Consider the following 19,050-nt stretch of genomic DNA (forward strand, 5'->3'; position numbering starts at 1 on the left):
CCGCGCTGCCCATGCCCACGATCTTCACGCATGTCGCCGTACCGGTTGCCGCAGCGCTGGCGCTGGGCAGCCGCCGTGTGCCGCCCAGCATGCTGCTGGTGGGCGCGCTGGCCGCGATTGCGCCGGATTTCGATGGCATTCCCTACCAGTTCGGCAGCGCCGGCAGTGGCATCTGGGCCCACCGTGGCATCACCCACACGGCCTTGTTTGCACTGCTGATGGGCCTGCTGGGCCTGTGGCTGTCGCGCTGGTGGAAAGTGCCGCGCCTGGCCGGCTTTGCCTGGGTGTTTTTCTGCACCTTGTCGCACCCCTTGCTGGACATGATGACCAGCGGCGGCAGCGGCATTGCCCTGTTGTGGCCTTTGAGCTCCGAACGTTTTTTCAGCCCTTGGCGACCGATTGCCGTCTCGCCCATTGCTGCAGACCGCTTTTTCTCGCAGCGCGGTGTGCAGGTCCTGGTCAGTGAACTCTACAACGTATGGTTCCCGCTGCTGACCCTGGGCCTGTCCATCTTCGCGCTGCGCCATACCCGGAAATCCTGATGACTTCCTCTCCCAATCTTCTGGTTGAACTGTTTGTTGAAGAGCTGCCCCCCAAGGCGCTCAAAAAGCTGGGCGATGCCTTTGCCCAGGTGCTGCTGCAGCAATTGCGCGCGCATGGCCTGGCCGGTGACGGCTCGCAGCTGACGGCCTATGCCTCGCCGCGCCGCCTGGCCGCGCTGATCACCGACGTGCTGCCGCGCGCCGCTGACAAGCAGGTCTCGCAAAAGCTGATGCCGGTGGCAGTCGGCCTGTCGGCCGATGGCCAGCCCACGCCGGCCCTGCTCAAGAAGCTGGCCGCGCTGGGCGCGGATGCCTCGGTGGTGCCGCAACTCAAGCGTGCTCAGGATGGCAAGGCCGAGGCGCTGTTCTACGACAGCACGGCCGCTGGCGTCAGCCTGGCCGAAGGCCTGCAAAAGGCGCTGACCGAGAGCATCGCCAAGCTGCCCATCCCCAAGGTCATGACCTACCAGCTCGAAGGCAACTGCGAATTGCCCGGCTGGAGCAGCGTGCAGTTTGTGCGCCCGGCGCACGGCTTGGTGGCCTTGCACGGCACCGAGGTGCTGCTGTCGATCGAAGCGCTGGGTCTGAAGGCCGGCAACACCACACATGGCCACCGCTTTGAAGCGCTGGTCGATCCGCTGCTGATCACTGATGCCGACAGCTACGCCAAGACCCTGGCCGAGCAGGGCGCGGTGATTGCCAGCTTTGACGAGCGCAAGGCCGAGATCGTGCGCCAGCTGCAGGCAGCGGCCGAGCGCGTAGGCGGCGGCGTCAAGCCGATCGATGACGAAGCGCTGCTGGACGAAGTGACCGCCCTGGTCGAGCGCCCGCATGTGCTGGTCTGCGCGTTCGAGAAGGAATTCCTGGGTGTGCCGCAGGAGTGCCTGATCCTGACGATGAAGGCCAACCAGAAGTACTTCCCGCTGCTCGCTGCCGATGGCGCGCTGACCAACCAGTTCCTGGTGGTCAGCAACATCAGCCCCGCTGACGCATCGGCCGTGACCGGCGGCAACGAGCGTGTGGTGCGCCCGCGCCTGGCCGATGCCAAGTTCTTCTTTGACCAGGACCGCAAGAAGACGCTGGCCTCGCGCGTCGAAGCGCTGGACAAGGTGGTCTACCACAACAAGCTGGGCACCCAGGGTGAACGCGTGCAGCGCGTGCGCGCCATCGCCAAGAGCATTGCGCAGCAGCTGGGTGCCACCCAGCTGGGCAAGCAGGTGGACCAGGCCGCGCAGCTGGCCAAGACCGACCTGATCACCGACATGGTGGGCGAGTTCCCTGAACTGCAGGGCACGATGGGCCGCTACTACGCGCTCAACGACCAGCTCGACACGGCAGTGGCCGACGCCATCGAAGACCACTACAAGCCGCGCTTTGCCGGCGATGTGCTGCCCCGTTGCGACGTCGGCGTGATCGTCGCACTGGCCGACAAGCTTGAAACCCTGGTCGGCATGTTCGGCATTGGCAACCTGCCCACCGGCGACCGCGACCCGTTTGCGCTGCGCCGCCATGCGCTGGGCGTCATCCGCATGCTGGTCGAAAAGGACCTGCCGCTGGACCTGGACACCCTGCTGGTCAGCACCTTGCCCGCCTTTGGCGACAAGATCGAAGACGCCAGCGCCGCGCTGGCCGACTTCATCTATGACCGCCTGGCCGGCAGCCTGCGTGAGCAAGGCTTTGGTGCCCAGGAAGTGGAAGCCGTGCTGGCCTACCGCCCCCAGCGCCTGGCCGATGTGCAAAAGCGCCTCGAAGCGGTGCGTGCCTTTGCCGCGCTGCCCGAGGCACCCGCACTGGCCGCTGCCAACAAGCGCGTGGGCAATATCCTGAAGAAGGCCGATGGCCCGGTGCGCTCCCGCGTGGACGAAGCCCTGCTGCAAGAGCAGGCCGAGAAGGACCTGTTTGCCGCGCTGCAGACCGTCGCGCCCAAGGCCGATGCCCAGTTTGCCGAAGGCGATTACACCGCCAGCCTGCAGACCCTGGCGGCCTTGCGCACGCCCGTCGATGCCTTCTTCGAGCATGTGATGGTCAATGCCGAAGACCCGGCGCTCAAGGCCAACCGCCTGGGCCTGCTGGCGACCCTGCATGAGGCGATGAACCGTATCGCCGATCTGTCGCGCCTGGTCGCTGCCTGATAAGCTGGATGGGCGCGCAGCCATTGCGCATGGCTGCCGCCCGCCAGGGCCGCGTGCCGCAGCCTGTCTTCGGAGGGAGCCTGTGATGAAACTTGCGATTCTCGAGCGTGACGGTATTGTCGGCCAGCCGGTGCTGGGCCAGCTGAGCGGCCACCAGGACTGGCAGACCATGCCCGATGCGGCCATCAGCATCGCCCGGCTGAACCTGTCTGGCTGGCATGTGGTGCTGGTGGCCAACCAGCCCGGTCTGGGCCGGGGCCTCTACGACTGCGCCGCACTCAATGACTACCACCGCCAGATGTACAAGGAGCTGGCCACCGTCGGCGCCAAGGTCGATGCGGTGTTCTTCTGCCCCCATCCGCCCGATGACCATTGCGACTGCCTGGACGCCCAGGCCGCGCTGCTGCGCCAGATTCTGGACCGCTTCAACATGGAAGCGGGCAAGGTCGCGGTGATTGCCCGCAGCGCCAGCCTGCTGCAGGCCGCTGCCAGCCTGGGCGCGCGCCTGCACTGGGTCTCCGTGCCCGGTGGGCCGGATGCCGAAGCGGCGCTGTGCCCCTCCGAAGAGGCGCAGCAGCATGCCAGCATGGTCCAGTGCACCGAGCACCTGCTGCAGACCATTGCGAACCGGCCGCCGCAGGGCTGAGAAGCGACGCTCTCTGCCCCATCAACAAAGCCCTGCCATTTAAAACGGCAGGGCTTTGGTTTGGGCGATATAGCAGCGCTCAGCCGCCGCCATCAAGCACGCATCGCACGCGACTGGCTGTGCACCGCTTCGACCAGCGCGGCCACATGCTCGGGCGGCGTGAACTGGCTGATGCCATGGCCCAGGTTGAAGATATGCGTGGGGCCGGGGCGGCTGGTGTCGGTATGGGGTGTGCCAAAGCTCTCGAGCACATGGCGCACCTGCTCGGCAATGCGCTCGGGCGGAGCAAACAGCACATTGGGGTCGATATTGCCTTGCAGCGCCTTGCCCGGGCCACCGGCTTCGCCGCCGACAATGGCACGGGCCTTGCCGAGGTGGGCGGTCCAATCGAGGCCCAGCACCTCGCAGTCCAGATCGCGCATCTCGGGCAGCCAGATGCCGCCGCCCTTGGTGAACACAATGCGGGGCACATCGCTGCCATCGGCGCCGTGGCGCTTGAGCTGGCCCAGCACGCGCCTGGTGTAGGCCAGGCTGAACTGCTGGAAGGCGCCATCGGCCAGCACGCCGCCCCAGCTGTCAAAAATCATCACCGCCTGCGCGCCGGCATCGATCTGGGCGTTGAGGTAGGCGGCCACGCTGTCGGCATTCACCTCCAGGATGCGGTGCATCAGATCGGGGCGGCTGTACATCAGCGACTTGACCTGGCGGTAGTCATCGCTGCCCTTGCCTTCGACCATGTAGCAGGCGAGGGTCCAGGGGCTGCCGGAAAAACCGATCAGCGGCACCCGGCCATCCAGCGCACGGCGGATGCTGGTCACCGCATCGAACACATAGCGCAGCTTGTCCATATCCGGCACGGCCAGCGCCTGCACGGCGGCCTCGTCGCGCACCACCTGGGCAAAACGCGGTCCTTCGCCTTCGGCAAACGACAGGCCCAGGCCCATGGCATCGGGCACCGTCAGGATGTCGCTGAAGAGAATGGCGGCATCGAGCGCAAAGCGCTCGAGCGGCTGCAAGGTCACCTCGGTGGCGTAGTCCACATTCGTGGCCAGCCCCATGAAGCTGCCGGCGCGTGCGCGGGTGGCCTTGTACTCGGGCAGGTAGCGGCCGGCCTGGCGCATCAGCCACAGCGGGGTGTAGTCGGTGGCTTGGCGGCGGCAGGCGCGCAAGAAGGTGTCGTTGCTCAGCGGTGCAAATGTCGTGCTCATGGGCAAGGATTGTCGCGCAGTTGCCGATGCCTGGGCAGCGATGCCGGTTTGCCTGGGTAGGGTATGGATCAAAGTTTGCGCAGATTGCGCTCCTGCGGCGGCTCAGCCCAGGTGGTTCTGGCGGTGGCCGGATTGGCGCGGCGGAAAGGCGGCATCGCTGGCCCCGTCCTGCGCGGCCAGGTTGGCCTGCTGCTGCAGGCTGTGCAGGCTCTGGTCCAGCTGCTGCAGCGCATCGGCGTCGAGCGCGGCCACCAGGTCGGTGTTGATGCGCCGCACCTGGGGCAGCAGCGCATCATGCAGGCGCTGGCCGGCAGGGCTCAGCTGCAGCGCGGCGCGGCGCCGGTTGCTGGATTCGGTGGATTTGTGCAGCAGGCCCTTGGCCTGCATCGAGGCGATGGCGCGTGAGATGCGGGCCCGGTCGAGTTCGAGCAGATCGGCCAGTTGCGAGGGCTGCAGACCGGGCTGGCGCGCCAGCCACATCAGCACGCCCCATTCGCGCCGGGTGATGCCGTAGTGGCGCTCGCACAGCCGCGTGACCAGCCGGCCCGCCGACGCGGTGAGCTTGGCCAGGCGGTAGAGCAGCAGGTCGCTGGGCTGCTGCGGATCGGCAAGGGGGCTGGGCGGCACTGCGGGTAAATCCGGGCGATGGTTGATTAGAACAATTGTGCCCTGGTTTTCTACAGTGCAGACATGCTGCGCTGGCGCTTGTGCGGAGGCTGAAAAAGCTTATGCCTTTAGGCTAGATCAAACGCGGCACCATAGAGGGCATTGGCCGCCCATGCGGCCCCTGTTCATAAGCATCGGAGACTCTCCCCATGGTTCAACGTCGTCATTTTCTCGGCCAGTCCGCAGCCATGGCTGCCTCGGTGCTGGCCACCACCTCGTCGCTGTGGGCCTTGCCCGCGCAGGCCCAGGACGGCGTGCTGCGCATCATCGTGGGCTACCCACCCGGCGGGGCCACGGACCGTGTCGCGCGCATCGTGGCTGACAAGCTGCAGGCCAGCCTGGGCAGTACGGTGATCGTGGACAACAAGGTGGGCGCTGGCGGCCGCGTGGCCGCGCAGTTTGTGAAGAACGCGCCCGCCAACCAGCCGGTGCTGATGCTGGCCAACCCCGCCGTCATGGTGGTGGCGCCGCTGGTGGTGAACAACCTGGGCTACGACGCCGAGCAGGACTTTGTGCCGGTCAGCGAAGTCAACCGCTATGTGTTTGGCGTCGCAGTGTCCAGCGCCGTGCCGGTCAAGGAAATGCAGCACCTGCTCGCCTGGCTCAAGGCCAACCCGGCCAAGGCCAATATCGGCGTGCCTGCCACTGGCAGCCTGCCGCACTTCTTTGCGCTGATGCTCGGCCAGCAAGCTGGTGTCGAGGCCGAAGCGGTGGGCTACAAGGGCTCGGCCCCGCTGCTCACCGATCTGATGGGCGGCCAGGTGCCGGTTGCCGTTGATACGCTCGACACGCTGGTGCAGCAGCACCAGGCGGGCAAGCTGCGCCTGCTGGCCGTCAGTGGCGATGCCCGCAACGCGGCCGTGCCCGATGTGCCGACCCTGAAGGAGGCCGGTGTGAACCTGTCTGCCGCCGGCTGGAACACCTTCTTTGCGCCCAAGTCCATGCCGGCTGCCCAGGTGCAGCGCTATGCCGCGGCCATCCAGAAGCTGATGCAAGACCCGGACGTGCACAAGCAGTTTGCGACCAACTACCTGGACCCGGTGGCCAGCAGCGCCGAGCAGACCGCCAAGACACTGCAGGCCTACAAAAAGCAGTGGGCGCCGGTGATCCAGGCCTCGGGCTACAAGCCCTGATCTGCTGCCCTTTGAGATACCAGACGCAGGCCGCGCACCGACCGGGTGCCGGCCTGCCATGACTGTGAGCGAGACCCCGTGTTGAAACGACCGAACATCATTTTTATCGTGGCCGATGACCTGGGCTACGCCGATCTGGGCTGCTATGGCGGCCGCCATGCCAGCTTTGGCGCCGTGTCGCCGCACATCGATGCGCTGGCCGCCGGGGGCCTCAAGCTCACGCAGGGCTATTCCAACTCGCCGGTCTGCTCGCCCACACGCTTTGCGCTGATGACGGCGCGCTACCAGTACCGCCTGCGCGGCGCGGCTGAAGAGCCGATCCGCACCGCCACGCGCGGCAACCCGGACCTGGGCCTGCCGCCCAGCCACCCCACTTTGCCATCGCTGCTGCGAGAAGCAGGCTACCGCACCGCCTTGATGGGCAAGTGGCACCTGGGCTACCCGCCGCATTTCAGCCCGCTCCAATCCGGCTACGAGGAGTTCTTCGGGCCCATGTCGGGCGGGGTGGATTACTTCAGCCACTGTGGTGCCAACGGCCAGCATGACCTCTGGTTTGGCGAGGCCGAGCGTGGGCAGCCCGGCTACCTGACTGACCTGATCAGCGACTATGCGGTGGACTATATCGACCGCATGGCAGCTGGCGCGCAGCAGGACACCCCCTTCTTTTTGAGCGTGCACTACACCGCGCCGCACTGGCCCTGGGAAACCCGGGACGACGAGGCGCTGTCGCGCGAGCTGGCCGAGAACAAGCAGGCCATCTACCACCTGCATGGCGGCAATGTCGAGAGCTACCAGCGCATGATCCACCACATGGACGAAGGCATTGGCCGCCTGGTGGAGCGCCTCAAGGCGCATGGGCTGGCAGACGACACCCTGATCGTGTTCACCAGCGACAACGGCGGCGAGCGCTTCTCGGACAACTGGCCGCTGGTGGGCGGCAAGATGGACCTGACCGAGGGCGGCATCCGTGTGCCCTGGGTGGCCCATTGGCCACGCGTCATCGCCCCTGCGGGCGAGAGCCGCCAGACCTGCATGACCATGGACTGGAGCGCCACGATGCTGGAGATTGGCGGTGCGCAGGCCGCTGCCGACTACCCCTGGGACGGACAATCGCTGCTGCCGCTGTTGCAGGATGTGGCCTGGCACCAGGATCAGCCGCTGTTCTGGCGCATGAACCACCGGGGCCAGCGTGCGATGCGCGATGGCGACTGGAAATACCTGCGGGTCGACGGCGTGGACTATTTGTTCAATCTGCGCGCCGATGAGCGCGAGCGCGCCAACCTGGCGACCGTGTTACCGGAGCGCCTGCAGGCTATGGTGGCCGCCTGGGAGGCTTGGAATGCCAGCATGCCGCCGATCCCGGGCGACGCGACGGTGAGCCTGTGCTACACCGACCGCGACATGCCCCAGCGCTGAGCGTTTTTTACTGGGCGGCCGTTTGCTGCCCAGAGTCTTCTTCATCGTCCTCAGGAATCGCGGCCACGCTGATGCCGCCGAGCAAGGCCATCACCAGGGCAAACAGGTAGACGGCATTGCTGATACCCAGGCTCAGGCTGTAGCCCCAGGCGATGACCGAGCACCAGATGCTGTCCTTGTACTGCGCAGCGCACCCCGATTGGGCGGGCATATGCACATACCAGATGACGGCCACGGCGGCAAAGGCCAGCGCGACGACGACCCCCAGCGCATTGCGGTGGTAGCGCAGCATTGCGATCAAGGACAGCGGCACCAGCGCCCCCCAGACAAACATCATCAGCCAGCTGGCCATGGGCGCCTGGGCGAGCCAGCCAGACAGCGCGGGCCAGTGCAGCTGGGTCTGGATCAGCTGCAGCCCGTCGCGCACCAGCGGCAGGGCCAGCGCGGCGACGGCCACGCACAGCAGCACGAGTCCCAGGCAGACCCGTTTGGCGCTGACATGGCGCCGGTGGGGGCTCCCGGCCTGGGCGGGCGAATGCAGATCATGGGAATGGGTAATGACAGCCATCTTTGTCTCCTGTAGGAGGCTGTCATTGCCGGTTGCCAGCACAGTGCAGGGTGCCAACAGCGGGCATTGCAGCCCTGTTTTGAGGAAGGACCGCAGCGCTTGGCCTGTTGCACTGCGACCGCAGAACTGCGCAGCGGGCCGGGGCTGAAGGGCTGCAGTCCACTGCGAGGCTCTGATTTCAATATAGCCTTATTCAGTGAATAGATCTATAGGCGCAGGCCGCAGGTGGCTGGCCTCGTATATGTGAAAAACGCATGTACAAGCGCATTTTTATTCCTGTTCCAACGGCGTCCAGAGGCCTAAATTGGTGGCTATCCCCATCCATTTGACCTTAGAGGCGTTTTATGACGACAACCGATATCAGCCTGCCCGATGTGCTGGAGGCAGCCTGGAAAACGGCGAACGAGCAGTCCCTGGGCTATGCCGGCAGCGTGCCGCCGGTGGCGGCCTGGCAACTGGTGCAGCAGCAGCTGGCGGTGCTGGTCGATGTGCGCTCGGCCGAGGAGCGCCATTTTGTCGGCCATGTGCCCGGCAGCATCCATGTCCCCTGGGCGACGGGCACGGCGCTGAGCCGCAACCCGCGCTTTGTACGCGAGCTCGAAGCGCGCCTGGCCGCCCACGGCGGCAAGGACGCCGTGGCGCTGCTGCTGTGCCGCAGCGGCAAACGCTCGGTGCTGGCCGCCCAGGCCGCCGAAGCGGCGGGCTTTCGCCATGTCTTCAACGTGCAAGAGGGCTTTGAAGGCGAGCTGGATGCGCTGCAGCAGCGCGGCCACGGCGATGGCTGGCGCTTCCACCAGCTGCCCTGGGTGCAGGACTGAGGCCCTGACCCATCACTAAGCGCGTTGATCCTCCCACGAAGGTATGCCATGACCACCCCTTTTCCCATCCAAGAAGTAGCCGCACAGTTGGCCGAGCAGCGCCGCCAGTGGCGCGAGTCCCACCAGCGCAGCCAGGAGCCCGGCGGGCGTGAGTTTCCCTCACGCGATGCGCTGGCGCAGACCCTGGGCCTGCTCAAAGGCGTGCTGTTCCCGATGCGGCTGGGCCCACACGATTTGCTGCAGGAGAGCGAGGACTTTTATGTCGCCCATACGCTCGATGCCGCCTTGCACCGGCTGCAGACCCAGATCGCGCTGGAGCTGCGCTACACCCAGCGCAGCCCGGCGGGCACCGAGGAGCAGGCCCAGGCCTTGACGCGCCAGTTTGCGCTCGCCTTGCCCGGCATTCGCCGCCTGCTCGACAGCGATGTGCAGGCCGCCTACGAGGGCGACCCGGCTGCCCGCACCGTTGACGAGGTGCTGCTGTGCTACCCCGGCGTGCTGGCGCTGATCCACCACCGCATTGCGCACCAGCTCTATGCACTGCAGCTGCCGCTGCTCGCCCGCATCGTGGCCGAGCTCGCGCACAGCGAGACGGGCATCGACATCCATCCCGGCGCGCAGATTGGCGAGGGCTTTTTCATCGACCACGGCACCGGCGTGGTGGTGGGCGAGACGGCGGTGATCGGCCGCAAGGTGCGCATCTACCAGGCCGTCACCCTGGGCGCCAAGCGCTTTGTGCAGACCGAACAAGGCCATCTGCAAAAGGGCCAGCCGCGCCACCCGATCGTCGAGGACGGCGTGGTGATCTATGCGGGCGCGACCATTCTGGGCCGCGTCACCCTGGGCGCTGGCGCCGTCATTGGCGGCAATGTCTGGCTGACCCAGAGCGTGGCCGCCGGCGCCCATGTGACCCAGGCCTCGCTGCAGGCCGCTGCACAGAACCCTGCGCAGCGCCCCCGGAGCGAGCCCGTCTTGCCCGCCGAGGAGGCCGCGCTATGAATGATTTCTCCCACCATTTCGGCCTGGCCGTGCGCCGCTCGCGCGAGGCCATGGGCTGGTCGCAGGAGCAGCTGGCCGCGCAGGCCGATCTGAACCGCTCCTATGTTGGCGAGGTCGAGCGGGGACAGGTCGCAGTGTCGCTGGCCACCATCGGCAAGCTGGCCCAGGCGCTGCAGGTGCCGCAGTCCACCTTGGTGCTGCGCGGCGAGGAGCTGCACCAGCACTACCTGGTGCGGGCCCAGCATATGCGGCGCTTGGCGGCGATAGCCGGTTGAGGCGCCAGCGCCCGCCAGCGATGATTTTCCTGTTCATTCACACGCGCAACCGGAGAGAAATATGACAGCGAATGTAGGCGGCACGACCGCATTGGGCGACAGTGCTGCACGGCAGTTAGCCAACGCCACCAAGACCGTTCCCCAGCTTTCCACGATCAGCCCGCGCTGGCTGACCCACCTGCTGCAGTGGGTGCCGGTCGAGGCGGGTATTTATCGCCTCAACCAGGTCAAGAACCCCGAGGACATCCGGGTGGCCTGCACCGCCAAGACCCATGAGAACCAGTTGCCGCGCACCTTTGTCGAGTACGACGCGCAGCCGCGCGAGTTCTTCCTCAACGCCGTCAGCACCGTGCTGGATGTGCACACCCGCGTCTCCGACCTCTACAGCAGCCCGCATGACCAGATCAAGGAGCAGCTGCGCCTGACCATCGAGACCATCAAGGAGAACCAGGAAAGCGAGCTGATCAACAACCCCGACTACGGCCTGCTGGCCCAGGTGGCGGAAGACCAGCGCATCTTCCCACTGACGGGTGCGCCCACGCCCGATGACCTCGACGAGCTGCTGACCAAGGTCTGGAAGGAGCCGGCGTTTTTCCTGGCCCACCCGCTCACCATTGCCGCCTTTGGCCGCGAGGCCACGCGCCGGGGCACGCCACCGCCCACCGTCAGCCTGTTTGGCTCGCAGTTCATCACCTGGCGTGGTGTGCCGCTGATCCCCTCGGACAAGGTGCAGGTGGCCGATGGCAAATCCAAGATCCTGCTGCTGCGCGTGGGTGACAAGCGCCAGGGCGTCGTCGGCCTGTTCCAGCCCGGCCTGCCTGGCGAGCAGGGCCCGGGCCTGTCGGTGCGCTTCATGGGCATCAACAACCATGCGATTGCCTCGTACCTGATCTCGCTGTACTGCTCGCTGGCGGTGCACACGCCCGATGCATTGGCTGTGCTCGATGACGTGGAGATCAACAAGTACCACGACTACCCTGATACCTACAAGTGAGCAAAGGAGCCGCCATGGTTTCCGCCGTATCCGGCCTGCCCGAGCCATCGGGCGCGCCCATCTCCACCGAGCTGCTGGCGCAGCTGGCCACCGCGCTGTTTGCCGAGCGGCCTGGCGCGCCCGGCTTGCCGCCCGGTGTGCAGGCGCCGGTGAACATCGCACCGCCGGGCTCGCCGCTGGCCAGCCCGGCAGGCCTGGGCCCCAGCGTGCCCGGCACCCCCATCCCTGCGGGCGTGCTGCCGGGCAGCAACCTGTTGCCGGCATCGCCTACACCAGCGTTGTCGCTGGCCCACCGCGCCCCTGCCTTGCTGCCCCATGCCGCAGCCGGCAATGGGGTGCCCGATACGCTGCACAGCACGCTGCCCGCCTATGAGCCGCGCCTGGGCGGCCTGGTGCAAGGGGTTGCGCCTGTCAGCACAGCGCCTGTCAACACAGCATCTGGCAGCTCAGCGCCAGCTGCTGTGCCCGGTGTTGGCAGTGGCTACTACTTTCTGGATGCGCCGGCAGCCGCCTCGGCCAGCGATGCGCCGTTGCAGGCGCTGGCCGACCAGGCGCGCCGTGCCGCGCCGGACCCGCATCTGGACGGCATCGATCTGCGCGGCCCGCGCGCGGCCGATGTGCCGCCGCTGGGCCAGCCCGCGAACCAGCCCCCAGGGCCAGGCGCTGCGCCGCAGTACTACTTTGTGCATGCCGTGCAGCTGCCCAATGGCTTTGTCACGCCGGCCAAGCCGCATCCGCATGCCGATGCGGCGCCTGTGGCTGCGCAGCAGGACCGCCATCCCGGTTTTGATGTCCAGGCAGTGCGGCGCGATTTTCCGATCCTGTCCGAGCGCATCAACGGCAAGCCGCTGGTCTGGCTGGACAATGCGGCCACCACGCACAAGCCGCGCCAGGTGATCGAGCGCATCAGCCATTTCTATGCGCATGAGAACTCGAACATCCACCGTGCAGCCCACACGCTGGCCGCGCGTGCGACCGATGCCTATGAGCATGCGCGTGAGGTGGTGCGGCGCTTCATCAACGCCCCTGAGGCGCGCGAGGTGGTCTTTGTGCGCGGCACCACCGAGGCCATCAACCTGGTGGCCAAGGCCTGGGGCGGGGCCAATGTGGGCGAAGGCGATGAGATCATCATCAGCCACCTGGAGCACCATGCCAACATCGTCCCCTGGCAGCAGCTGGCGGCGGCCAAGGGCGCCCGGCTGCGGGTGATTCCGGTCGACGACCAGGGCCAGATCCGGCTCGATGAGTACCAGAAGCTGATCAACGACCGCACCAAGATCGTCGCCATCGGCCATGTTTCCAACGTGCTGGGCACGGTGGTGCCCGTCAAGCAGGTGGTGGAGATCGCCAAGCGCCGGGGCATCACGACCTTGATCGATGGCGCGCAGTCGATTGCCCACACCCCGGTCGATGTGCAGGACCTGGGGGCGGACTTCTTTGTCTTCTCGGGCCACAAGATCTTTGCACCCACCGGCATTGGCGTGCTCTGGGGCCGGCGCGAGGTGCTGGAGGCCATGCCGCCCTGGCAGGGCGGCGGCAACATGATTGCCGATGTGACCTTTGAGAAAACCGTGTACCAGCCCTTGCCCAATACCTTTGAGGCAGGCACCGGCAATATCGCCGATGCGGTGGGCCTGGGCGCGGCGCTCGAATATGTGGAGCGCATCGGCATTGCGCAGATCAGCCGCTACGAGCATGCACTGGTGGACTATGGCATGGCGCAGCTGGCCAGCATCCCGGGGCTGCGCCTGATCGGCACCGTGCCCGGCAAGGCCAGCGTGCTGGCCTTTACCTTGGAGGGCTACAGCACCGACGAGGTGGGCCAGGCGCTCAATGCCGAAGGCATCGCCGTGCGCACCGGCCACCACTGCGCGCAGCCCATCCTGCGCCGCTTTGGGGTCGAGACCGCCGTGCGGCCCTCGCTGGCCTTCTACAACACCTTTGACGAGGTGGACCAGCTGGTGCGCGAGGTGCGCAAGCTGGCGGCGCAGCGGCGCTGAGCGGGGGGTGTAAGCGTTGCAGAAACGAAAAGCGCCGGGAAAAACCGGCGCTTTTCTCATGGGGAGTAAGCCTTGAGCAGCTGCTTAGAGCTGTGTCACCGCATCCACCACTTCCTTGACGCTCAGCACCTCGGACAGGATCTGCGGCGCCTTGCCCGGTGCATACAGCACATAGACCGGCACGCCGCTGCGGCCCAGTTGGTTCAGTGCCTGGGTGATCGCAGGGTCCTGGCGGGTCCAGTCGGCGCGCAGCAGGCTCACTTGCTTGTTCTCAAAGGCGGCGAGCACCTGGCTGTCGCTCAAGGTAGTGCGCTTGTTGTACTGGCAGGTGACGCACCAGGCGGCGGTGAAATCGACAAACACCGGCTTGCCCGTGGCATTGAGCTCGCCGACCTTTTGCGCCGACCAGGGCTGCCACAGCGCGCCGCTGGCCTGTTGGCCGGGCGCAGGGGCGGGCGTGGTCAGGTTGTGGCCCATCGCAGTGGCCAGGTAGAGGCCACCGGCCAGTGACAGCACGGCAAAGCCCCAGCGCGCGCGGCCTTGCAGGCCCAGCGCCCAGACGAGCGCGGCCAGCAGCACCAGCAAGGCCAGCAGCGTAGCCGCGCCATCGATGCCGCTTTGCTGGCCCAGCACCCAGACCAGCCAGACCACGGTGGCAAACATCGGAAAGGCCATCGCGCGGCGGAAGGTGTCCATCCAGGCGCCCGGGCGCGGCAGCCAGCGCACGACGGCAGGGATCCAGCTGGCCAGCAGATAGGGTGCGGCCATGCCCAGGCCCAGCGCGGCAAACACCAGCAAGGCCTCGGCAGCGGGCAGGCTGACGGCCAGGCCCATCGATGCGCCCATGAACGGTGCCGTGCAGGGCGAGGCAATGGCCACGGCCAGCACGCCGCTCAAAAAGGCATTGCTGATGGGGCTCTTGGCCTGCTTGCCCGCCAGGCTGCTGGGTACAAAGCTGCCAAACTCGAACATGCCCGCCAGGTTCAGACCAATCACGGTAAACAGCGCCGCCAGTGCGGCAATGACCAGCGGCGACTGCAGCTGAAAGCCCCAGCCCAGCTGCTGGCCGGCCGAGCGCAGCGCCAGCAGCAGCGCGCCCAGCGCCAGAAAGGACAGCACCACGCCGGCCGTATAGGCCAGGCCGGCATGGCGCTGCTCGCGCAGCTGGCTGCCGTGCGCGGTAAAGCCCAGCACCTTGAGCGCGAGGATCGGGAACACGCAGGGCATCAGGTTCAGGATCAGGCCACCGACCAGCGCGCCGAGCACGGCCAGCCACAGGCTGCCCGAAGAGGCTGGCGCGGCGGGGGCGGCCGCCTGGGCATTTTTGGCCAGCGCAGCGGCCAGCTCGGGTGAGACCTGGGCCACGGCAGCGGCCTGCCATTGGCCACTGAGGGGCGCCACGGTGCGCCAGCCGATGGCGCCATCGACGGCGCGGTACTGGTCGGTGGTCAGCACCAGCGGAATGTCTTGCGGTGTCTGGCCCCGGTTGGCCGACAGCGGCACCACGGCCGTCCAGTCCGCGCCCTGCCATTGCTGGTGGAAGTCCTGGCCGTCCTGCATCGCATGGTGCAAGGTGTCGGGGCTCTCGCTGAGTACCTGCAGGCTCTGGCCTTGGAGTGCAGCGGGCAGGCCGGAGACGCGCAACTGCAGCGTCTCGCCATCGACCGTTGCCTGGCTGCTGCCTTGCAGCGCGACTGGCGCCTGGGCATGGGCTTTGGCAAAGCTGTCCGCCAGCAGCGCGGTGCTGCTCTTGGTCGGGATGGTCAGGCTGAACTGGCCTTCTTCAGGAATGCACTCGACGCGGCAGATCAGCCAGTTGGCGTGCAGGCGCACGGTCACATCGCGCGCATCGGCCGAGAAATGGCTGGGGATCTGCACGGTGACGGGCAGCAGCACCTGGCCTTCGTAGCCATAGTTCACCAGGCTGCCAATGCGGATCGGGTGGGGCGTGGGCCAGGCGATCTCGCCAGCATCCCAGCCGGGTGGCAACTGCCACTGCAGCTGGGTGGGCAGGCCCGAGTCGCCGGGGTTGGTCCAGTAGGTATGCCAGTCGGGCTGGTGGTCCAGCAGCAGGCCCAGTTCAATGCTTTTGCCCGGCTCGATGCCCTGCGGCGCCAGTGCCACCAGCTCGGCGCGCACACGCGGCGTGGTCACCACATTGCTGGAGGAGGGACTGGCGGACGCGCTGGCGGCCGTGTCCATCGCAGGGGCGCTGGCGCCGCTGCCGATCTGGAGCTTGATCTGGGCCTGGGCATGCAGCGCAGTGCCGCTCACAACCAGCACTAGCAGTGTAAAAAAAAGCGCTCCTATCGAGCGGCGCAGGAAAGCATGGGGCATATCGCGTGGTACCTGAATGTCTGGCGGTGAGAGGACAGATACGTGGAGAGGTTCCCGCATCATAGAACTTGCGCCGCTTTCGCGCTGGGGGCGGCCAGGCCATCCGCGCTGGTCCGCGCCCCGCTCAGACGCCCAGATGCAAAAAAGGCCACTGCATCGCAGTGGCCTGTTCCCAAGGGGCGGGGAGTGTGTGCGCCGTCCCGTGGATGCCATGCCGGCTTCGTGGTTGCCGGCAGGGGGAAAGCTTATTCGCCTTCCAGGATCGAGCCGTTGGCCAGCGCTTGGTGGGCAGCCTGGGTCACTTCGGCGCGGCTCAGTTGGCCCTTGCCCAGTTCGTAGGCGTTCAGGGTCGACTGGTTGCCTTGGGCAATCATCGTGTTGGTCTTGCGGGCTTCGGCCAGCTGGGCTTGCACATCGGCGCGGCTCACGGCGCTGGTGGCAGCCGCTTGGGGGGTGATGGCCTGGTCGCCTTCAAAAGGATTGGCTTGGGCAACGGAAGCACCCAGGGCCAGGGTTGCGGCGATAGCGAAAATACGTGCGTTCATTTTTCTTTCCTTTGGAATTGCGTTCGGCCTGGTGGTCGACTCGCGTCGTTTTTTGCGGTGTCTGCCGGCTGACTTGCTGGCGATACCGCTTTTGTTTAACGATGGAATGAAGTTTATATTGGTACCTATCTTCGATAAATAGCCAAAAATCAAACTGATTGTTCCGAAATCAATGTGAATTAGCTTGGAACTTTTACAAATATGTGACAGCTAACCCTGGTGTTAACCCTAGATTAGGGTATTTACCATGGGTATAAATTGGCTATGTTTGTTTGAGATAAAGTAGAGAAAAGCTATTGAAAAAATCTACCAAGAGTGCCTTGGGCATGAGCGGCCAGGTGGGCGCCACCCAGGGGGCGGTGATGCCTTGCTGTGCTTATGCGTTGACTCCGTTGCAGTGCTGATATCGGAACCGATGGCCGAATCGTCAGGCCGCCAGTTGCTGGCGCCGTGGCAAGGCCTGCGCAGGCCCTGGCCAAGACGCCTGGGAGACAGACGGCAGCCCCTGCCGGGCGGCAGCCCGCCCACGCTGTGCAACCATGCCGCGATAGCGCCTGCGAATGGTGGCATTGCTGGCAAGTATTAGACAGCCCGCGCCGTGCTGCCCACAATGGGCCGACAACAATGGGACAGACACAGGAGACATTGCATGGACACGATTGCGCGCCGCCATTTCCTCACCACCCTTGCCGCCGCTGCGGGCGCCGCCAGCGTGCCGCAATGGGCGCAGGCCCAGACGGCCTACCCCCACAAGCCCGTGCGCGTGATCGTGCCGTTTGCCGCAGGCGGTACCACCGATGTGGTTGCCCGGCTGGTGATGCAAAAGATGGGCGAGCTGATGAAGGCCTCCTTTGTCATCGACAACCGGGGCGGCGCCAATGGCATGATCGGCACAGGTGAAGTGGCCCGTGCCCAGGCCGATGGCTACACCTTGCTGTTCAATACCGCCGGCGCCCAGACGCTGAGCCCGGTGATCTACAAGGCGCCCTATGAGGCGGCCGCCAGCTTTGCGCCGGTGGCCAAGGTCTGCTCGGTGGGCTTCATCATCATTGCCCGCAAGGATTTGCCCGCCAACACGCTGCAAGAGCTGATTGCGCTGGCGCAAAACAAGGACAAGCCGCTGACGGCCTCGTCGGGCAGCGCCATCATCAACCTGATCACCGAGCAGTTCAAGCAGGTGATCAAGGCGCCGCAGATCATCAATGCGCAGTACAAGGGCACCAGCCCGCAGATGCAGGCTGTCGTGTCCGGCGAGGTGGATTTCTCGTTCGACTCCTTTGCCGCCGTCGAGATGATCAAGGCCGGCAAGGTCAAGGCGCTGGCCGTCGTGCTGCCCCAGCGCGCCGCGTCCTTCCCCGATGTGCCGACCTTGGTCGAGCTGGGTGTCAAGGACATGGAGTTCAGCTCCTGGGCCGGTTTGCTCGCGCCCAAGGGCACGCCCAAGGAGATCGTCGCCGCCCTGTCGCAGAACATCGACAAGGTCATGCAGATGCCCGATGTGCTGGCCAAGCTCAAGCAGTACGACTACATCCCGGTAAAGACCAGCCCCGAGAGCTTTGCGCAGGAGATCCAGGCCGAGACCGACCGCTGGAAGCAGGTGGTCAAGACGACGGGCTTCAAGATCGAATAAACACAGCGGCGTTAGCGCCAGTGCGCAGGGGTGCTCTGTCGCAGCGCCCACAAAAAACCACCGGCGCGCAGCCGGTGGTTTTGCTTTGGAGGATGCCGTTCTTACTGCTTACGGGCTGCAATCGCCTTCTCGGCAGCGGTCACCAGGTCGGCACCCACTTGCTGCTTCCACTTGTCATACACCGGGCGGGTGGCCTTCACAAAAGCCTCGCGCTCGGCAGCGCTCAGCTCGGTGACGGTAACGCCATTGGCGCTCAGCTCTTTGACCAGGGGCTTGTCCGCCTCGATCATGCCTTTGCGCGCAATGGCGATTTCTTCCTGGCCGGCTTCGATGGCGGCCTGGCGCACGATGTCCTGGTCGGCCTTGCTCCAGCTCGCCCAGATATCCTTGTTCACGACAAAGATCAGCGGGTCATTGATGTAGCCCCAGAGGGTCAGGTACTTCTGGCCCACGGTGTTGAGCTTGGCCGCCTGGTAGACGGCCACCGGGTTCTCCTGGCCGTCGACCGCGCCGCTGGCCATCGCCGGCTGCGCATCGGCCCAGCTCATCTGCGTGGGGTTGGCGCCCAGTGCGCTGAAGGTGTCGACAAACAGCGGCGAGCCGACCACGCGGATCTTGAGGCCCTTCATGTCGGCAGGGGTCTTGATCGCGTGCTTGGAGTTGGAGATTTCGCGGTAGCCGTTCTCGCCCCAGGCCAGCGGCACGACGCCAGCCTTTTCCAGGCGGGCAAACAGGCGCTTGCCCGGCTCGCCCTGGGTCAGCGCATCGGCTGCGGCATAGTCGGGCATCAGAAACGGCAGCGCAAACAGGTTCAGCTCCTTGATCTGCGGCGACCAGTTCAAGGTGGAGCCAACGGCCATGTCGATCACGCCCTGGCGCAGTGCCGAGAACTCGCGCGTCTGGTCGCCCTGCACCAGCGACACACCGGGGTAGAGCTTGATATTGATGCGGCCCTGCGTGCGCTCGCGCACCTTGTTGGCCCAGATTTCGCCGCCCTTGCCCCAGGGGAAGGCCGTGCCCAGCACCAGCGACATGCGGTACTCGCTTTTGTAGTTGCCCTGCGCCTGCACGGCGGGCGCGGCAAAGCTCAGCGCCGCAGCAGCAGCCAAGGCGGTGGCAAGGAATTGACGGGTTTTCATGG

Annotated in this window: 17 protein-coding genes; 11 read left to right on the forward strand and 6 right to left on the reverse strand. The window is 66.0% G+C overall.

The genetic code is table 11. From position 1 onward, the window contains the following. The first annotated feature begins 11 nt into the window (after window positions 1-11). The 3 genes from WH367_RS06145 (at window position 12) to WH367_RS06155 (ending at window position 3,320) form a co-directional block, all read left to right on the forward strand. Complete coding sequence (locus WH367_RS06145) at window positions 12-542, forward strand: metal-dependent hydrolase (RefSeq protein WP_339516522.1); 531 nt, start codon at window positions 12-14, stop codon at window positions 540-542. Beyond that, a complete protein-coding gene (gene glyS / locus WH367_RS06150) occupies window positions 542-2,674 on the forward strand; it encodes a glycine--tRNA ligase subunit beta (RefSeq protein WP_339534873.1) in 2,133 nt (710 codons plus the stop codon). The genes WH367_RS06145 and glyS overlap by 1 nt, the downstream gene beginning before the upstream one ends. A gap of 85 nt (window positions 2,675-2,759) precedes the next feature. Beyond that, entirely contained in the window at window positions 2,760-3,320 is a 561-nt protein-coding gene (locus tag WH367_RS06155; RefSeq protein WP_339534874.1) for a histidinol phosphate phosphatase, read from the forward strand. Between the two features lie 92 nt (window positions 3,321-3,412). On the opposite strand, the gene hemE is transcribed toward WH367_RS06155, so the two are convergent. Both hemE and WH367_RS06165 read right to left on the reverse strand, forming a co-directional pair. Further along, the gene (gene hemE, locus WH367_RS06160) at window positions 3,413-4,528 is read right to left on the reverse strand and encodes a uroporphyrinogen decarboxylase (RefSeq protein WP_339516526.1); all 1,116 of its coding nucleotides are present in this window, start codon (window positions 4,526-4,528) and stop codon (window positions 3,413-3,415) included. A 102-nt stretch (window positions 4,529-4,630) separates the two neighbouring features. Then, window positions 4,631-5,155 (reverse strand): MarR family winged helix-turn-helix transcriptional regulator, encoded by a 525-nt coding sequence (locus WH367_RS06165; protein WP_339534875.1) that lies wholly within the window; start codon window positions 5,153-5,155, stop codon window positions 4,631-4,633. 188 nt (window positions 5,156-5,343) lie between these two features. Here WH367_RS06165 and WH367_RS06170 point away from each other — a divergent pair, with 188 nt between their 5' ends. Next, on the forward strand, window positions 5,344-6,327 hold the full coding sequence (locus WH367_RS06170; protein WP_445228078.1) for a Bug family tripartite tricarboxylate transporter substrate binding protein: 984 nt from the start codon (window positions 5,344-5,346) through the stop codon (window positions 6,325-6,327). Window positions 6,328-6,405: 78 nt separating this feature from the next. Then, on the forward strand, window positions 6,406-7,743 hold the full coding sequence (locus tag WH367_RS06175; protein WP_339534876.1) for a sulfatase family protein: 1,338 nt from the start codon (window positions 6,406-6,408) through the stop codon (window positions 7,741-7,743). 7 nt (window positions 7,744-7,750) lie between these two features. On the opposite strand, the gene WH367_RS06180 is transcribed toward WH367_RS06175, so the two are convergent. Then, window positions 7,751-8,311 carry a hypothetical protein gene (locus WH367_RS06180; protein ID WP_339534878.1) on the reverse strand — a complete coding sequence of 187 codons (561 nt, stop codon included), beginning with the start codon at window positions 8,309-8,311 and terminating at the stop codon, window positions 7,751-7,753. 344 nt (window positions 8,312-8,655) lie between these two features. On the opposite strand from WH367_RS06180, the gene WH367_RS06185 reads away from it, so the two are divergent. The 5 genes from WH367_RS06185 (at window position 8,656) to WH367_RS06205 (ending at window position 13,397) form a co-directional block, all read left to right on the forward strand. Further along, window positions 8,656-9,129 (forward strand): rhodanese-like domain-containing protein, encoded by a 474-nt coding sequence (locus WH367_RS06185; protein WP_339534880.1) that lies wholly within the window; start codon window positions 8,656-8,658, stop codon window positions 9,127-9,129. A 48-nt stretch (window positions 9,130-9,177) separates the two neighbouring features. Beyond that, on the forward strand, window positions 9,178-10,128 hold the full coding sequence (epsC, locus tag WH367_RS06190; protein ID WP_339534881.1) for a serine O-acetyltransferase EpsC: 951 nt from the start codon (window positions 9,178-9,180) through the stop codon (window positions 10,126-10,128). After that, on the forward strand, window positions 10,125-10,403 hold the full coding sequence (locus WH367_RS06195) for a helix-turn-helix domain-containing protein (RefSeq protein WP_021028780.1): 279 nt from the start codon (window positions 10,125-10,127) through the stop codon (window positions 10,401-10,403). The genes epsC and WH367_RS06195 overlap by 4 nt, the downstream gene beginning before the upstream one ends. A 61-nt stretch (window positions 10,404-10,464) precedes the next feature. Next, window positions 10,465-11,397 carry a family 2A encapsulin nanocompartment shell protein gene (locus tag WH367_RS06200; protein ID WP_339534882.1) on the forward strand — a complete coding sequence of 311 codons (933 nt, stop codon included), beginning with the start codon at window positions 10,465-10,467 and terminating at the stop codon, window positions 11,395-11,397. 14 nt (window positions 11,398-11,411) lie between these two features. Then, window positions 11,412-13,397 carry a family 2A encapsulin nanocompartment cargo protein cysteine desulfurase gene (locus WH367_RS06205; RefSeq protein WP_339534884.1) on the forward strand — a complete coding sequence of 662 codons (1,986 nt, stop codon included), beginning with the start codon at window positions 11,412-11,414 and terminating at the stop codon, window positions 13,395-13,397. A gap of 84 nt (window positions 13,398-13,481) precedes the next feature. Here WH367_RS06205 and WH367_RS06210 read toward each other — a convergent pair whose 3' ends face one another. Both WH367_RS06210 and WH367_RS06215 read right to left on the reverse strand, forming a co-directional pair. Beyond that, complete coding sequence (locus tag WH367_RS06210) at window positions 13,482-15,734, reverse strand: protein-disulfide reductase DsbD family protein (RefSeq protein WP_445228079.1); 2,253 nt, start codon at window positions 15,732-15,734, stop codon at window positions 13,482-13,484. 245 nt (window positions 15,735-15,979) lie between these two features. Continuing rightward, complete coding sequence (locus WH367_RS06215) at window positions 15,980-16,279, reverse strand: hypothetical protein (protein WP_021026665.1); 300 nt, start codon at window positions 16,277-16,279, stop codon at window positions 15,980-15,982. Window positions 16,280-16,928: 649 nt separating this feature from the next. On the opposite strand from WH367_RS06215, the gene WH367_RS06220 reads away from it, so the two are divergent. Continuing rightward, entirely contained in the window at window positions 16,929-17,909 is a 981-nt protein-coding gene (locus tag WH367_RS06220) for a Bug family tripartite tricarboxylate transporter substrate binding protein (protein ID WP_339534886.1), read from the forward strand. 101 nt (window positions 17,910-18,010) lie between these two features. Here the strand turns inward: WH367_RS06220 and WH367_RS06225 are convergent, their stop codons facing one another. Next, entirely contained in the window at window positions 18,011-19,048 is a 1,038-nt protein-coding gene (locus WH367_RS06225; RefSeq protein WP_230780695.1) for a DctP family TRAP transporter solute-binding subunit, read from the reverse strand. Between the last annotated feature and the right edge of the window lie 2 nt (window positions 19,049-19,050).

The sequence above is a fragment of the Comamonas sp. MYb21 genome (genome assembly GCF_037479395.1).
Taxonomy (GTDB): domain Bacteria; phylum Pseudomonadota; class Gammaproteobacteria; order Burkholderiales; family Burkholderiaceae_C; genus Comamonas.

Bases quoted from the DNA above. Each gene is read 5' to 3' on its own strand.
- WH367_RS06145 (WP_339516522.1), top strand. From the start codon at position 12: ATGCCCACGATCTTCACGCATGTCGCCGTACCGGTTGCCGCAGCGCTG.
- glyS (WP_339534873.1), top strand. From the start codon at position 542: ATGACTTCCTCTCCCAATCTTCTGGTTGAACTGTTTGTTGAAGAGCTG.
- WH367_RS06155 (WP_339534874.1), top strand. From the start codon at position 2,760: ATGAAACTTGCGATTCTCGAGCGTGACGGTATTGTCGGCCAGCCGGTG.
- hemE (WP_339516526.1), bottom strand. From the start codon at position 4,528: ATGAGCACGACATTTGCACCGCTGAGCAACGACACCTTCTTGCGCGCC.
- WH367_RS06170 (WP_445228078.1), top strand. From the start codon at position 5,344: ATGGTTCAACGTCGTCATTTTCTCGGCCAGTCCGCAGCCATGGCTGCC.
- WH367_RS06180 (WP_339534878.1), bottom strand. From the start codon at position 8,311: ATGGCTGTCATTACCCATTCCCATGATCTGCATTCGCCCGCCCAGGCC.
- WH367_RS06185 (WP_339534880.1), top strand. From the start codon at position 8,656: ATGACGACAACCGATATCAGCCTGCCCGATGTGCTGGAGGCAGCCTGG.
- epsC (WP_339534881.1), top strand. From the start codon at position 9,178: ATGACCACCCCTTTTCCCATCCAAGAAGTAGCCGCACAGTTGGCCGAG.
- WH367_RS06195 (WP_021028780.1), top strand. From the start codon at position 10,125: ATGAATGATTTCTCCCACCATTTCGGCCTGGCCGTGCGCCGCTCGCGC.
- WH367_RS06200 (WP_339534882.1), top strand. From the start codon at position 10,465: ATGACAGCGAATGTAGGCGGCACGACCGCATTGGGCGACAGTGCTGCA.
- WH367_RS06205 (WP_339534884.1), top strand. From the start codon at position 11,412: ATGGTTTCCGCCGTATCCGGCCTGCCCGAGCCATCGGGCGCGCCCATC.
- WH367_RS06210 (WP_445228079.1), bottom strand. From the start codon at position 15,734: ATGCCCCATGCTTTCCTGCGCCGCTCGATAGGAGCGCTTTTTTTTACA.
- WH367_RS06215 (WP_021026665.1), bottom strand. From the start codon at position 16,279: ATGAACGCACGTATTTTCGCTATCGCCGCAACCCTGGCCCTGGGTGCT.
- WH367_RS06220 (WP_339534886.1), top strand. From the start codon at position 16,929: ATGGACACGATTGCGCGCCGCCATTTCCTCACCACCCTTGCCGCCGCT.
- WH367_RS06225 (WP_230780695.1), bottom strand. From the start codon at position 19,048: ATGAAAACCCGTCAATTCCTTGCCACCGCCTTGGCTGCTGCTGCGGCG.